The organism is Bacillus sp. C30 (assembly GCF_040838255.1).
GTDB lineage: Bacteria > Bacillota > Bacilli > Bacillales > Bacillaceae_G > Bacillus_A > Bacillus_A mycoides.
This window is the reverse complement of record NZ_JBFPJH010000067.1, coordinates 1-15,101: the sequence shown is the minus strand read 5'-3', so window position 1 is coordinate 15,101 and position 15,101 is coordinate 1. Positions and strand designations below refer to the sequence as shown.

Here is a 15,101-nt window from a genome sequence, read left to right as displayed (position 1 = left end):
GTGTAAAGGGGAATATTCATATATTTTAAGTGAATGAATTGGGATTTTCTAAGGTTTTCCAGGATAATATGCCGTCTGTTTTTTAAATCCATATAAGATTCAGGGCTGAAGGTAAAGAAAGTAAAAGTAGACAACGCTTGACAATGAAAATTGCGATAGATACAATGAGAATGTATATTTTTTCTTATATACGATATACTCTTCTCAAGAAGAGAAGTAATATTCGGAGTAAGACTTAAATCTTGCCGAAATAATAATATGACATTTTAATTGTGAAATGAAGAAAGTCCCTTAAAAAAGCGGGACGACGGTCTTTGCTGTACGTTGTAATTCAATGTACATGCCGACAGTCTTTTTTCATTCATAGCAAGGGGAGGTGAAATCATGAGTAGTACAGTTTGGATACTCATCTCCATTTTGCTTGCAACAGTCGGTGCAGTTGTTGGCTTTTTTGTTCGAAAGTCTATTGCTGAAGCGAAGATTAATGGTGCAGCTAATGAAGCAAAACGTATTCTAGACGAAGCGAATCGTGATGCTGAAGCACTTAAGAAAGAAGCGCTTTTAGAAGCAAAGGATGAAATTCATACACTTCGTACAGAAGCTGAATTAGAAATTCGTGACCGTAGAAGCGAATTACAAAAACAAGAAAATCGTTTAATGCAAAAAGAAGAGAACCTTGATCGTAAAGACGAAACGCTCGATAAGCGCGAGCAACAGTTAGAAAAGAAAGAGGAATCTCTTGTAGCGAAACAACAACAGATTGAAGAGTTGGAAAGCAAAGTGGGAGAGTTAGTTCAAAAGCAACAAACAGAATTAGAGCGCATTTCCAATCTGACCCGCGAACAAGCGAAAGCAATTATTCTTGGTAAAGTGGAAAGTGAAGTTTCTCATGAAATTGCCGTTATGGTAAAAGAAAGTGAAGTTCGCGCGAAAGAAGAAGCGGATAAGAAGGCAAAAGAGATTTTATCTCTTGCAATGCAAAGATGTGCAGCTGATCATGTTGCTGAAACAACCGTTTCGGTTGTAAATCTTCCAAATGACGAAATGAAGGGACGTATTATCGGACGTGAAGGTCGTAACATTCGTACGTTAGAAACGTTAACAGGTATTGACCTTATTATCGATGATACACCAGAAGCTGTAATTCTATCTGGATTTGACCCGATTCGTCGTGAAACAGCTCGTATCGCTCTTGATAAACTAGTACAGGACGGACGTATTCACCCAGCGCGTATTGAAGAGATGGTCGAAAAATCAAGACGTGAAGTGGACGAGTATATTCGTGAAGTCGGAGAGCAAACAACGTTTGAAGTGGGTGTTCATGGCTTACATCCAGATTTAATTAAAATTTTAGGTCGTTTAAAATACCGTACAAGTTACGGACAAAACGTCTTAAAACACTCTATGGAAGTTGCATACTTAACTGGACTTATGGCAGCGGAGCTTGGTGAGGATGAAAAACTAGCAAGACGTGCTGGTCTATTACATGATATCGGAAAAGCAATCGATCATGAAGTAGAAGGTAGCCACGTTGAAATTGGTGTTGAACTCGCAACGAAATATAAAGAGCATCCTGTTGTAATAAACAGTATCGCATCTCACCATGGTGACACAGAACCAACTTCTATCATTGCAGTTCTAGTTGCTGCAGCAGATGCATTATCAGCTGCAAGACCGGGAGCTCGTAGTGAAACGCTTGAGAATTACATTCGTCGTCTTGAAAAGTTAGAAGAAATTTCAGAGTCTTATGAAGGCGTAGAAAAATCTTTCGCAATTCAAGCAGGACGTGAAGTTCGTATTCTGGTAAAACCAGATACAATTGATGATTTAGAAGCTCATCGTTTAGCTCGTGATATTCGAAAACGTATTGAAAATGAACTGGATTATCCAGGACATATTAAAGTAACTGTTATTCGTGAAACACGTGCAGTGGAATACGCAAAATAAAGTGGTGAAACACCACTTTATTTTTTTGTGTTGGAATTGGGTAAAATAAAGAAAATTATTTATGAGCAGTATGCAAGTGAAAGAAACTTATAATAGATAAATTGTAACTGTTGTAAGGAAATAGCTTTAAGGTTATAGTATGGTAATAAAAAATGTAGTACATAGAAAGGGTAAGACATATGAGAATATTATTTGTTGGGGATGTAGTAGGATCTCCTGGTAGAGACATGATTCAACAGTACGTACCGGCATTAAAGAAGAAATATACACCGACAGTAACAATTATTAATGGAGAAAATGCTGCGGGTGGACGTGGAATTACGGAAAAAATATATCGAAACTTTTTAGAGTGCGGGGCACAAGCGGTTACGCTTGGAAACCACGCTTGGGATAACCGTGAAGTATTTGAATTTATCGATGATGCAAAATATCTTGCAAGACCAGCTAACTTCCCAGAAGGAACGCCGGGAAAAGGGCTTATCTTTGTAAATTGTAATGGAACAGAAGTTGCAGTTATTAACTTACAAGGACGTACTTTCCTTCCTCCAATTGATTGTCCATTCCGTAAAGTGGATGAGTTAATCAGTATTGCAAAAAAACGTACAAACATTATCTTTGTTGATTTTCATGCTGAAACAACAAGTGAGAAGCAGGCGTTAGGTTGGTATGTAGACGGTCGTGCTACAGCGGTAGTAGGTACACATACACACGTTCCTACAGCTGATAATCGTATTTTACCAAGCGGAACAGCTTATATTACAGATGTTGGTATGACAGGCCCATATGATGGGATTTTAGGTATGGATCGCGAAGCGGTATTGAAGAAGTTTTTAACGAACTTACCAGTGCGTTTTGAAGTGACGAATGGTAGAACACAATTAAGTGCAGTGTTAATTGATGTGGATCCTAATACAGGGAAAGCAAAGAAAATTGAGCGCATTTTAATTAATGATGACCAGCCATTTTTTGACTGATTTTTAACGGAAAGTTAGAGAATTCGTTATATTTTAATTTTTTAGAAAAATTACAGAAATTTAGCAGGAATACGTGCCATTCCTCGTGAATATAAGTTAAAGTGAAATAATTGCTATTACTTTTTATAGAAACGAGGAGGAAACGCGGAATGGAAATATTAAAAGTTAAAGCAACTTCGGTCCCTAATTCTGTAGCTGGTGCACTTGCAGGTGTTATTCGCGAACGCGGAACAGCGGAAATTCAAGCTATTGGTGCAGGTGCATTGAACCAAGCGGTAAAGGCAGTAGCAATTGCAAGAGGATTTGTAGCGCCTAGCGGTTTGGACTTGATTTGTATCCCAGCGTTTACAGATATTATGATTGATGGTGAAGAGCGTACAGCGATAAAATTAATTGTAGAACCTCGTTAAGTTGAAACAACCTGTTTGCATGTATGCAAACAGGTTGTTTTTGTAATGGAGGAATGAAAATGAAAATTTTTGATGCACATTGCGATGTACTCTTTCAGTTATGGAGTGCAAAGGGAAAAAAAGACTTTCAAAACGATTCACAATTACATATTACATTTGAACAATTAATGAAAAGAAAAGGAAGTATACAATGCTTTGCTATATATATACCAGAAACAGTAGCGTATGAAAAGCGTTTTGAAGTTGCGCTGCAAATGATAGATATTTTTCATAATGAAATTCTATCGCTACCAGGAATGAAGTTTATTCAGACAAAAAACGATATTAACATGCTAAAACAGGACGAGATTGGAGCATTATTAACATTAGAAGGATGCGAAGCAATTGGAAAAGAAGCGATGAAATTACGTTTGTTTTATCGCTTAGGTGTACGTTCCTTTGGATTGACATGGAACTATGCCAATCTGTTAGCTGATGGAGCGCTAGAGGCACGTGGAGCAGGTTTAACTACATTTGGTAGACAAGTTGTACAAGAACTTAATACGTTACATTTATGGACCGATGTGTCTCACTTAAATGAAAGAAGCTTTTGGGATGTTATTGAAATTGCTAAAAACCCAATTGCATCTCATTCAAACTGTTATCAACTTTGTGGGCATCCACGCAATTTAACCGATGAACAAATAAGAGCCCTTATAAAGAAAAATAGCATTATTGGTATTACTTTCGTACCGCAGTTTTTAACGAATGAAAGACAAGCGAATATAGCAGATATATTAAGGCATGTGGAATATATTTGTTCATTAGGTGGAGAAAAAAATATAGGATTCGGTTCTGATTTTGATGGGATTTTAGAAACTGTTGTAGGTGTAGAAGTATATAGGGATTATGAAAATATAATTAATCAACTGTATAAAAAGTATAATGAATCAACTGTAGAGCGATTTTTGTATAAAAATTTTGTTGACTGTATAACGTTCTAAAGAATATGTTTTAAAGGTTCAGAAAAATTAAAATAAATTCACTTGAATTTATTGATTTTTTTAAGACCTAATACTAGAATGGTAAACGAAATAGCACTATACTAAAGATTCAGGGAAAACAGAAGAGGCATAATTTGCGTCCATTGTAGTTTATTTGCATAAAAAATGCTAAACTAATACTGTAAAAAAATACACTACAATGAATGCAGCCAAAAGGGGTGTAGGAGATGATTAGTCAACTTTCATGGAAAGTTGGAGGCCAACAAGGTGAAGGAATTGAAAGTACAGGGGAAATCTTCTGTATTGCATTAAACCGATTAGGATATTACCTATACGGTTACCGCCACTTCTCATCACGTATTAAAGGCGGCCATACAAATAATAAAATTCGTGTAAGTACAACAGAAGTACGCGCGATCTCAGATGATTTAGATATTTTAATTGCTTTTGATCAAGAAACAATTGATTTTAACTTCCACGAACTACGTCCGGGCGGAATTGTAGTTGCGGATGCGAAATTTAATCCGACAATACCTGATAATACAGATGTAAATCTATATGTGATACCGTTTACAGATATCGCTTCAGAATTAGGCACATCTTTAATGAAAAATATGGTTGCTGTTGGGGCATCTAGTGCGGTATTAGGATTAGACGAAACAGCTTATTTAGAGGTTGTTGAAGAAATCTTTGGTCGTAAAGGAGAGCAAGTCGTTCAAAAGAATATGGAAGCAATTAAACGCGGCTCTCAATACATGAAAGAATTGCTTGGTGAGAAAGTAAACATGATGCAACTTGAAAAAGCTGACGGTAAGAAACGCATGTTTATGATTGGAAACGACGCAATCGCATTTGGTGCGGTAACTGGTGGCGCTCGCTTTATGTCTGCATATCCAATCACACCTGCATCTGAAATTATGGAATATTTAATTAAAAAGTTACCGAAAGTCGGCGGAACAGTAATCCAAACTGAGGATGAAATCGCAGCTTGTACAATGGCGATCGGTGCAAACTACGCTGGTGTTCGTACATTAACAGCATCTGCTGGTCCTGGTCTTTCTTTAATGATGGAAGCAATTGGTTTAGCAGGTATTACTGAAACACCGCTAGTTATCATTGATACACAACGCGGTGGTCCAAGTACGGGCTTACCAACAAAACAAGAGCAGTCTGACTTAATGGCTATGATTTACGGAACACATGGTGAAATTCCAAAGATCGTAATGGCGCCAAGTACAGTTGAAGAAGCTTTCTATGATATTGTAGAAGCGTTTAACTTAGCAGAAGAATATCAAGTGCCTGTTATTTTCTTAACAGATTTACAGCTTTCTTTAGGAAAGCAAACAGTAGAACCACTTAAGTTAGATAAAGTGGAAATTCGTCGTGGTAAGCTTGATTTAGAAGTAGAATTACCAGAACGTGAAAATAAAGCATACTTCAAGCGTTATGAAGTAACAGAAGATGGAATTTCACCACGTGTTTTACCTGGTATGAAAAATGGTATTCACCATGTTACAGGTGTAGAACATGATGAAACGGGTAAACCATCTGAATCAGCGTTAAATCGTAAAGATCAAATGGACAAACGTTTCCGTAAAATGGCGAATTTACAGTTTAATACCCCTATTTACAAAAATGCTAAGCATGATGACGCAGACGTATTGTTAGTAGGCTTTAACTCAACTCGTGGTGCGATCGAAGAGGCAATGCAGCGTTTAGAACAAGAAGGAATGAAAGTAAACCATGCCCATGTACGTTTAATTCATCCGTTCCCAACAGCTGAAATCGATCCACTTGTGAAAAAAGCGAAGCGTGTTGTAGTAGTAGAAAACAATGCAACTGGTCAGCTTGCTAACATTATGAAAATGAATCTTGGCAATGGTGAGAAAATTTCTAGTCTTTTAAAATACGATGGAAATCCATTCTTGCCGAAAGAGATTTACAACGAATGTAAAAAAGGGGTTGTATTAAATGGCAACATTTAAGGACTTTCGTAACAGTGTAAAACCAAACTGGTGCCCAGGTTGCGGAGACTTCTCGGTGCAGGCTGCGATTCAGCGTGCGGCAGCTAACGTTGGTTTAAATCCAGATGAGCTAGCTGTTATTTCTGGTATCGGCTGTTCCGGTCGTATTTCAGGGTATATTAATTCATATGGTTTGCATAGTATTCACGGACGTGCTCTTCCAATTGCACAAGGTGTGAAAATGGCAAATCGTGATTTAACAGTTATTGCATCCGGTGGTGACGGTGATGGTTTTGCGATTGGTATGGGACATACAATCCATTCTATTCGTCGTAACATTGATATTACGTACATCGTAATGGATAACCAAATTTACGGATTAACAAAAGGTCAAACTTCACCACGTAGTGAAGCTGGATTTAAAACGAAAAGTACACCACAAGGTTCAATTGAACCATCACTAAATGTTATGGAAATGGCTTTAACAGCTGGTGCGACATTTGTGGCGCAAAGCTTTTCAAGTGATTTAAAAGAATTAACGCAAATTATTGAAGCTGGTATTAACCATAAAGGCTTTTCATTAATTAATGTATTTAGTCCATGTGTTACTTACAATAAAGTAAATACTTATGATTGGTTTAAAGAGAATTTAACGAAACTAAGTACAGTAGAAGGATATGATCCATCTAACCGCATGATGGCTATGCAAACATTAATGGAAAAGAACGGGTTAGTAACAGGTTTAATTTATCAAAACACAAAGCAGCCTTCTTACCAAGAGCTTGTAAAAGACTATAGTGAAAAACCTTTAGTGCAAGCTGATTTGAATATGGATCAGAAAATGTTTGATGAGCTTGTTGCTGAATTTATGTAATGATCGGAGAGAAGGTTGCCGCTTGGTAACCTTCTTTTTGAGTGAATAAAAATAATTAATAGATTTGTTTACTTAGAAAATTCAGAATGATAAAATAATATATAAATCGTTGTATAAAAATAGCATGTTCAATAACTGTGAAATGAAATATAGGATAAGAAGCCTTCTTCGTTAAAGTTGGCTAAAGGCTCTATACTATGATAATGTGTATAGGGATAAAGCAATATGCTTTTCAATAGGACAAGATGAAATAATAAAAAGGGAATGTCTATTTGTGTGGGGAAGACTTCATTCTTACGGATGATTAGATCGATTACTCAAGTTTCAAAGGGCAAGTTATCTCTCATGCTATCTAACATCATTGAGATGGGTCTAAGCGCATTAAAATGGACTACAGAGTGTGTGTATAGTTAAGGGTGAAAGGAGATTACCGATGAACGAGCAACAACGATTAGCAAGTCGACAAGCAAATTCCTCTACGAAAAAAGAAGAGAAAGATTATAGTAAATACTTTGAAAGTGTATACCAACCACCTTCCTTGAAATTGGCGAAAAAGCGTGGGAAAGAAGAAGTTAAAATTGAAAGAGATTTTGGCCTACCTGAAGAGTTTCGCGATTTTGGCGCAGGAAGAAAGTTTTACATTCGTACATATGGCTGTCAAATGAATGAGCATGATACAGAAGTAATGGCTGGGATTTTTACAACACTTGGATATGAGCCAACCTTTTCAACTGAAGAGGCAGATGTAATTTTATTAAATACTTGTGCAATTCGTGAAAATGCTGAAAATAAAGTGTTCGGTGAACTTGGTCATTTAAAATCATTAAAGCGAAGAAATCCGGATCTTATAATTGGTGTATGTGGTTGTATGTCTCAAGAGGAATCTGTTGTAAATAAAATTATGCAAAAAAATCAGCATGTAGATATGGTGTTTGGTACACACAATATTCATAGATTACCGTATATCCTAAAGGACGCAATGTTCTCAAAAGAGACGGTAGTTGAAGTTTGGTCAAAAGAAGGGGATGTAATTGAAAACCTTCCGAAAGTACGTCGTGGTGATATTAAAGCTTGGGTAAATATTATGTATGGCTGTGATAAGTTTTGTACATATTGTATTGTACCGTATACACGCGGAAAAGAGCGTAGCAGACGTCCAGAAGATATTATTAAAGAAATTCGCCATTTAGCTGCGAACGGTTATAGAGAAATTACGTTACTTGGACAAAACGTAAACGCATACGGTAAAGACTTTGAAGATATACAATATGGTCTTGGCGATTTAATGGATGAAATTCGTAAAATCGATATCGCGCGTATTCGTTTTACAACAAGCCATCCACGTGATTTTGATAATCATTTAATTGATGTTCTTGGAAAAGGTGGTAACCTAGTAGAACATATCCACTTACCGGTTCAATCTGGTAGTACAGATATGCTTAAAATTATGGCGCGTAAATATTCGCGAGAACACTATTTAGAGCTTGTACGAAAAATTAAAGAAACAATTCCGAATGCAGTGCTAACGACTGATATTATCGTTGGTTTCCCAAATGAAACGGATGAGCAGTTTGAAGAGACGATGTCGTTATATCGTGAAGTAGGATTTGATACGGCATTTACATTTATTTATTCTCCGCGTGAAGGTACACCAGCTGCAAAAATACAAGATAATGTTCCGATGGAAGTGAAGAAAGAGCGATTGCAACGCTTAAATACACTAGTGAATGAATATGCAGTTAATAAGAATAAGCGTTATATAGGTCAAATTGTAGAAGTATTAGTTGAGGGAGAAAGTAAGAATAATCCTGAAGTACTTGCGGGATATACACGTACGAATAAACTTGTAAACTTTGTTGCTTCAAAATCTTTAATTGGTCAGCTTGTGAAAGTAAAAATAACGGAAGCAAAAACTTGGTCTCTTAACGGGGAATTGGTTAAGGAGCCGATTGAGGTGAAATAATAGATGAAAGTATATACGAAAGATGAAATTGTTGAGCAAGCGAAAGAATTAGCGAAAATGATCTCTGAAACAGAAGAAGTTGATTTCTTTAAGCGAGCAGAAGCACAAATTCATAAAAATGAAAATGTAAAGCGAGCAATTGATGAAATAAAAGCTTTGCAAAAACAAGCAGTAAACTTGCAACATTATGGGAAATGGGAAGCTTTGAAAAAAGTAGAAGCTGAAATTGATGCACTTCAAGATAAGTTAGATAATATCCCAGTTGTACAGGAGTTTAAATCTTCACAAACGTATGTAAATGACTTACTACAGCTAGTTGCTAGTACCATTTCTAACAATGTAACAGATGAAATATTAGTTTCAACTGGCGGCGATGTGTTGAAGGGTGAAACTGGTGCAGCAGTAGAAAGTAAAAAAGGAAATTGTGGTTGTTAAAGAGATGTCTTATTGACATCTCTTTTTTTTAGTGGGTTATATCGGAAATTCTTCTCAAAAAAAAGAATGACACATTCCGCTATTGTCACGCATATGATTAAGTGAATAGTGATTGAGGAGGGTTACGAATGTCCGAATTTAGAGAGATTATTACAAAAGCAGTGGTTGGAAAAGGACGTAAGTATACAAAGTCAACGCATACATGTGAATCGAATAATGAGCCAACAAGTATTTTAGGGTGCTGGGTAATTAACCATTCGTACGAAGCGAGAAAAAATGGAAAACATGTGGAAATTGAAGGTTTCTATGATGTAAACACGTGGTATTCATTTGATGGAAACACAAAGACTGAAGTTGTAACAGAACGTGTTAACTACAATGATGAAGTAAGTATTGGGTATCGTGATAAAAACTTCTCTGGTGACGATTTAGAAATTATCGCTCGTGTAATTCAGCCGCCAAATTGTTTAGAAGCTCTTGTATCGCCAAATGGTAATAAAATTGTTGTGACGGTAGAACGTGAATTTGTAACAGAAGTAGTCGGGGAAACGAAAATTTGTGTAAGTGTAAATCCTGAAGGTTGCGTAGAATCAGACGAGGATTTCCAAGTCGATGATGATGAGTTTGAAGAATTAGATCCGAACTTTATCGTCGATGCAGAAGAAGAGTAAGAGAAAGCTAGGGAGAAGTTCTTCCTAGCTTTTTACAGTACATAAGTGGTTCTGCATGAACATGATTCCTTATGAAATGTGCTATAATGAGGAAAGACTCCTGGAATAGGAGATATGGATGTCCGTGAAGTGTGACATATATGAATATAGATTATTATGTAAGAATTATGGAGGAAAGACATGACGCAATATACGCCTATGATACAGCAATACTTAAAGGTTAAGGCAGACTATCAAGATGCCTTTTTATTTTTCCGATTAGGTGATTTTTATGAAATGTTCTTTGAAGATGCGGTTAAAGCAGCTCATGAACTTGAAATTACATTAACGAGCCGAGATGGTGGTAGTAGTGAACGTATACCGATGTGTGGTGTACCGCATCATGCAGCTAAAAATTATATTGAACAACTTGTTGAAAAAGGATATAAAGTAGCTGTTTGTGAGCAAGTGGAAGACCCAAAAACAGCTAAAGGTGTAGTACGTCGTGAAGTAGTACAACTAATTACGCCAGGAACGATGATGGAAGGGCGTACAATAGACGAGAAGGAGAATAACTTCTTAGCAGCATTAACACATTTCGAAGATGGATCTTATGCGCTAGCTTGTAATGACTTAACGACTGGACAAAATACAGTGACGTTATTAACTGGTTCAGTAGAAGATATTTTATTAGAAGTGTATGCGACTGGTTCAAAAGAAATTGTTGTAGATTCTACATTTTCAAAAGATGAATTAAATAAGTTAACTGAAACATTAAAAATGACGATTTCGTATGAAGATACAACAACTATTCCAGAAGGATTAGAACATCTTGTGAAAAGTGTTTCCCAAGCAAAATTAATTAAAGCAATTGGACGCTTATTTAACTATGTGATAAGAACACAAAAACGTTCGTTAGATCACTTGCAACCAGTAGAAATTTATTACACGAATCAATTTATGAAAATTGATGTGCATTCAAAACGCAATTTAGAGTTAACAGAGACTCTTCGCACGAAGGAAAAGACAGGCTCATTATTATGGCTATTAGACAAAACAAAAACGGCTATGGGTGGGCGTATGTTAAAACAGTGGATGGAACGTCCACTTATCCAGAAAGAAAAAGTTGAAGAGCGTTTAGAAATGGTTGAAACGTTTGTAAATGATTACTTCTTACGTGAAGATTTAAAAGAAAAGTTAAAAGAAGTATATGATTTAGAGCGTTTAGCAGGGAAAGTTGCATTTGGTAATGTAAATGCACGGGACTTATTACAATTAAGACGTTCTTTACTGCAAGTACCAGCTATTTTAGAAGCGATTAGTCTTTTAGATAATGCTTATGCAGCAAGGTTAATTCAAGGTGCAGATCCATGTGAGAGCTTAACTGAATTACTGGGAAGAAGTATTCAAGAAAACCCACCGCTTTCTATTAAAGATGGAGATATTATTAAAGATGGTTATAATGATAAACTTGATCAATATCGTTACGTTAGTAAAAACGGAAAAACGTGGATTGCTGAGCTTGAAAAACGAGAGCGTGATATTACAGGGGTTAAATCATTAAAAATTGGGTACAACCGTATTTTCGGCTACTATATTGAAGTGACGAAGGCTAATCTTGCAGCACTTCCAGAAGGGCGCTATGAGCGTAAACAAACACTTGCAAATGCAGAGCGTTTCATAACAGATGAGCTAAAAGAAAAAGAAACATTAATCTTAGAAGCAGAAGAGAAAATTGTACAATTAGAATACGATTTATTTACAGCACTTCGCGAAGAAGTAAAAGTATTCATTCCGAAATTACAGCATTTAGCGAAAGTAATTAGTGAACTAGACGTACTGCAAAGCTTTGCGACAGTTAGTGAAGAAGAGCAGTTTGTAAAACCTGTTTTAACAAATAAGCGCGAAATCTTTATTAAAGATGGTCGTCATCCTGTCGTTGAAAAAGTATTGAACGGGAAATTGTATGTACCGAATGATTGTATTATGCCGGAGAAGATGGATGTCTTTTTAATTACAGGACCGAACATGTCTGGTAAAAGTACGTATATGAGACAATTAGCACTTGTTACTGTTATGTCACAAATTGGTTGTTTTGTACCAGCGACAGAAGCAGTATTACCTGTCTTCGATCAAATCTTTACGAGAATTGGTGCAGCGGATGATTTAATCTCAGGTCAAAGTACATTTATGGTTGAAATGTTAGAAGCGAAAAATGCAATTGCAAATGCATCAGAGAGAAGTTTAATTTTATTCGATGAAATTGGACGCGGTACATCTACGTATGATGGTATGGCACTTGCGCAAGCAATCATTGAACATATTCATGACCAAATTGGTGCGAAAACATTATTCTCTACACATTATCATGAATTAACAGTGTTAGAAGAAAGTTTAGACCAACTAAAGAATGTACATGTTTCAGCAATTGAAGAGAATGGAAAAGTAGTTTTCCTTCATAAAATTCAAGATGGAGCGGCTGATAAAAGTTACGGAATTCACGTTGCTCAACTTGCCGAGCTTCCAGAGAGCTTAATCGCTCGCGCGAAAGAAGTGTTAGCACAACTAGAAGGACAGGAAGAAATTGTTATTCCGAAACGAGTAGAAGTGAAAGTGCCAGAAGTCGCTCCAGAACCAGTTGTTGTAAAAGAAGAACCAGCAGAAATACAAGAGACGAAAGTAGAGACTGAGGAAGAATCGCAATTATCATTCTTTGGTGGAGAACAGTCTTCGAAAAAACAAGACAAGTCAGTTCTAGATGCAAAAGAAACGGCAGTACTTGCACAAATTAAAAAGATTGATTTACTCGATATGACGCCTTTAGAAGCGATGAATGAACTGTATCGTTTACAGAAAAAGTTAAAGAAAGGATGAGTAAGTAGATGGGGAAAATTCGCAAACTCGATGATCAACTCTCTAACTTAATTGCGGCAGGGGAAGTAGTAGAGCGCCCTGCCTCAGTTGTAAAAGAACTCGTGGAAAATTCCATCGATGCGAATAGTACATCTATTGAAATCCACTTAGAAGAAGCTGGATTATCGAAGATTCGCATCATCGATAATGGAGATGGTATTGCTGAAGAAGATTGTATCGTTGCATTTGAACGACACGCAACGAGTAAAATTAAAGATGAAAATGATTTATTTCGTATAAGAACGCTTGGTTTCCGCGGAGAGGCCCTGCCGAGTATTGCCTCAGTGAGTGAATTAGAGTTAATTACGAGCACAGGTGATGCGCCTGGTACACACCTTAGTATTAAAGGTGGAGACATTATAAAACAAGAGAAAACGGCAAGCCGAAAAGGAACAGATATTACTGTACAAAACTTATTTTTTAATACACCAGCGCGCCTTAAATATATGAAAACGATTCATACAGAACTTGGGAACATTACAGATATCGTGTATCGTATTGCAATGTCACATCCAGAAGTATCGTTAAAACTGTTTCATAATGAAAAGAAATTGCTTCATACATCAGGAAACGGTGATGTAAGACAAGTACTTGCATCGATTTACAGCATTCAAGTTGCGAAGAAGCTTATTCCGATTGAAGCTGAGTCTCTAGACTTTACAATTAAAGGTTATGTAACATTACCAGAAGTAACGAGAGCGTCGCGTAACTATATGTCAACGATTGTAAATGGCCGTTACGTTCGAAATTTCGTATTAATGAAAGCAATTCAGCAAGGATATCATACGTTATTGCCAATCGGACGATACCCAATCGGCTTCTTATCAATTGAAATGGATCCAATGCTTGTTGATGTCAACGTACATCCAGCAAAATTAGAAGTACGCTTTAGTAAAGAACAAGAATTGCTAAAGCTTATCGAAGAAACATTGCAAGCTGCATTCAAAAAAATACAACTCATTCCAGATGCTGGTGCAACAACGAAGAAAAAAGAAAAAGATGAAAGTGTGCAAGAACAGTTCAAGTTTGAGCATACAAAACCGAGAGAATCATCTATGCCTAACATCGTTTTACCAACAGGAATGGATGAGAAACAAGAAGAAACAACGACTGTAAAACAACCAGCACAACTGTGGCAACCGCCGAAGCAAGAATGGCAACCACCACAGTCACTCGTAAGAGAAGAGCAAAGCTGGCAGCCATCCTCTAAGCCGGTAATAGAAGAAACGGTTCGAGAGGAAAAGGAATGGACTAGCAACGATGACGATTTTGAATTAGAGGAATTGGAAGAAGAAGTCGGGGAGATAGAAGAGATTGAAATGAACGGTAATGACTTACCGCCGCTTTATCCAATTGGACAGATGCACGGAACATATATTTTCGCTCAAAATGATAACGGGCTATATATGATTGATCAGCATGCTGCGCAGGAGCGCATCAATTATGAATATTTCCGTGATAAAGTGGGACGAGTTACGCAAGAAGTACAAGAATTACTTGTACCGTACCGCATCGATTTATCTCTTACCGAATTTTTACGTGTCGAAGAGCAGTTAGAAGAACTAAAAAAAGTCGGACTATTTTTAGAGCAGTTTGGCCATCAATCCTTTATCGTTCGTTCGCATCCAACGTGGTTCCCGAAAGGACAAGAAACAGAAATCATTGATGAGATGATGGAGCAAGTCGTCAAACTAAAAAAAGTTGATATTAAAAAATTACGTGAAGAAGCAGCTATTATGATGAGCTGTAAAGCATCGATTAAAGCAAATCAATATTTAACGAACGATCAAATATTCGCTTTACTTGAAGAACTTCGTACAACAACAAATCCGTACACATGTCCGCATGGAAGACCGATTCTGGTGCATCATTCTACTTATGAGTTGGAGAAGATGTTTAAGAGGGTTATGTAGGGATAATGTCCAAAGAGAAAAAGTTCGTTCCCAGTTATTTGAAACGGTTTGAAAGTGCCTAGTATTATTTATATG

11 protein-coding genes are annotated in these 15,101 nt (G+C 36.8%); all 11 read left to right on the top strand.

What is annotated here, in order from left to right:
• Nucleotides 1–384 precede the first annotated feature (384 nt).
• The 11 genes from rny to mutL all read left to right on the top strand — a co-directional run bounded on the left by rny (nucleotide 385) and on the right by mutL (nucleotide 15,026).
• Nucleotides 385–1,947 (top strand): ribonuclease Y, encoded by a 1,563-nt coding sequence (gene rny, locus AB3X49_RS09515; RefSeq protein ID WP_002111330.1) that lies wholly within the window; start codon nucleotides 385–387, stop codon nucleotides 1,945–1,947.
• A gap of 179 nt (nucleotides 1,948–2,126) precedes the next feature.
• Nucleotides 2,127–2,921, top strand: coding sequence for a 2',3'-cyclic-nucleotide 2'-phosphodiesterase (gene ymdB / locus AB3X49_RS09510; RefSeq protein ID WP_002014601.1), 795 nt, complete (start codon nucleotides 2,127–2,129; stop codon nucleotides 2,919–2,921).
• 149 nt (nucleotides 2,922–3,070) lie between these two features.
• Nucleotides 3,071–3,331, top strand: a complete 261-nt coding sequence (gene spoVS / locus AB3X49_RS09505) for a stage V sporulation protein SpoVS (RefSeq protein WP_000404341.1) — start codon at nucleotides 3,071–3,073, stop codon at nucleotides 3,329–3,331.
• 59 nt (nucleotides 3,332–3,390) lie between these two features.
• Complete coding sequence (locus AB3X49_RS09500) at nucleotides 3,391–4,314, top strand: dipeptidase (RefSeq protein ID WP_367961719.1); 924 nt, start codon at nucleotides 3,391–3,393, stop codon at nucleotides 4,312–4,314.
• Nucleotides 4,315–4,541: 227 nt separating this feature from the next.
• Complete coding sequence (locus AB3X49_RS09495; protein ID WP_002014603.1) at nucleotides 4,542–6,299, top strand: 2-oxoacid:acceptor oxidoreductase subunit alpha; 1,758 nt, start codon at nucleotides 4,542–4,544, stop codon at nucleotides 6,297–6,299.
• A complete protein-coding gene (locus AB3X49_RS09490; RefSeq protein WP_002088040.1) occupies nucleotides 6,286–7,152 on the top strand; it encodes a 2-oxoacid:ferredoxin oxidoreductase subunit beta in 867 nt (288 codons plus the stop codon). Before AB3X49_RS09495 ends, AB3X49_RS09490 begins: the two co-directional genes overlap by 14 nt.
• Nucleotides 7,153–7,585: 433 nt before the next feature.
• Nucleotides 7,586–9,115 (top strand): tRNA (N6-isopentenyl adenosine(37)-C2)-methylthiotransferase MiaB, encoded by a 1,530-nt coding sequence (gene miaB / locus AB3X49_RS09485; RefSeq protein ID WP_367961715.1) that lies wholly within the window; start codon nucleotides 7,586–7,588, stop codon nucleotides 9,113–9,115.
• A gap of 3 nt (nucleotides 9,116–9,118) precedes the next feature.
• Nucleotides 9,119–9,550 carry a YlbF/YmcA family competence regulator gene (locus AB3X49_RS09480; protein WP_002033698.1) on the top strand — a complete coding sequence of 144 codons (432 nt, stop codon included), beginning with the start codon at nucleotides 9,119–9,121 and terminating at the stop codon, nucleotides 9,548–9,550.
• A gap of 128 nt (nucleotides 9,551–9,678) precedes the next feature.
• Nucleotides 9,679–10,221, top strand: coding sequence for an outer spore coat protein CotE (gene cotE, locus AB3X49_RS09475; protein WP_002014610.1), 543 nt, complete (start codon nucleotides 9,679–9,681; stop codon nucleotides 10,219–10,221).
• A gap of 180 nt (nucleotides 10,222–10,401) precedes the next feature.
• Complete coding sequence (gene mutS / locus AB3X49_RS09470; protein ID WP_002190482.1) at nucleotides 10,402–13,074, top strand: DNA mismatch repair protein MutS; 2,673 nt, start codon at nucleotides 10,402–10,404, stop codon at nucleotides 13,072–13,074.
• An 8-nt stretch (nucleotides 13,075–13,082) separates the two neighbouring features.
• The gene (mutL, locus tag AB3X49_RS09465; protein WP_367961712.1) at nucleotides 13,083–15,026 is read left to right on the top strand and encodes a DNA mismatch repair endonuclease MutL; all 1,944 of its coding nucleotides are present in this window, start codon (nucleotides 13,083–13,085) and stop codon (nucleotides 15,024–15,026) included.
• The last annotated feature ends 75 nt before the right edge of the window (nucleotides 15,027–15,101 follow it).

What these genes read in the sequence shown, in the direction of transcription:
- rny (WP_002111330.1), top strand. Translation starts at nt 385, where the DNA reads ATGAGTAGTACAGTTTGGATACTCATCTCCATTTTGCTTGCAACAGTC.
- ymdB (WP_002014601.1), top strand. Translation starts at nt 2,127, where the DNA reads ATGAGAATATTATTTGTTGGGGATGTAGTAGGATCTCCTGGTAGAGAC.
- spoVS (WP_000404341.1), top strand. Translation starts at nt 3,071, where the DNA reads ATGGAAATATTAAAAGTTAAAGCAACTTCGGTCCCTAATTCTGTAGCT.
- AB3X49_RS09500 (WP_367961719.1), top strand. Translation starts at nt 3,391, where the DNA reads ATGAAAATTTTTGATGCACATTGCGATGTACTCTTTCAGTTATGGAGT.
- AB3X49_RS09495 (WP_002014603.1), top strand. Translation starts at nt 4,542, where the DNA reads ATGATTAGTCAACTTTCATGGAAAGTTGGAGGCCAACAAGGTGAAGGA.
- AB3X49_RS09490 (WP_002088040.1), top strand. Translation starts at nt 6,286, where the DNA reads ATGGCAACATTTAAGGACTTTCGTAACAGTGTAAAACCAAACTGGTGC.
- miaB (WP_367961715.1), top strand. Translation starts at nt 7,586, where the DNA reads ATGAACGAGCAACAACGATTAGCAAGTCGACAAGCAAATTCCTCTACG.
- AB3X49_RS09480 (WP_002033698.1), top strand. Translation starts at nt 9,119, where the DNA reads ATGAAAGTATATACGAAAGATGAAATTGTTGAGCAAGCGAAAGAATTA.
- cotE (WP_002014610.1), top strand. Translation starts at nt 9,679, where the DNA reads ATGTCCGAATTTAGAGAGATTATTACAAAAGCAGTGGTTGGAAAAGGA.
- mutS (WP_002190482.1), top strand. Translation starts at nt 10,402, where the DNA reads ATGACGCAATATACGCCTATGATACAGCAATACTTAAAGGTTAAGGCA.
- mutL (WP_367961712.1), top strand. Translation starts at nt 13,083, where the DNA reads ATGGGGAAAATTCGCAAACTCGATGATCAACTCTCTAACTTAATTGCG.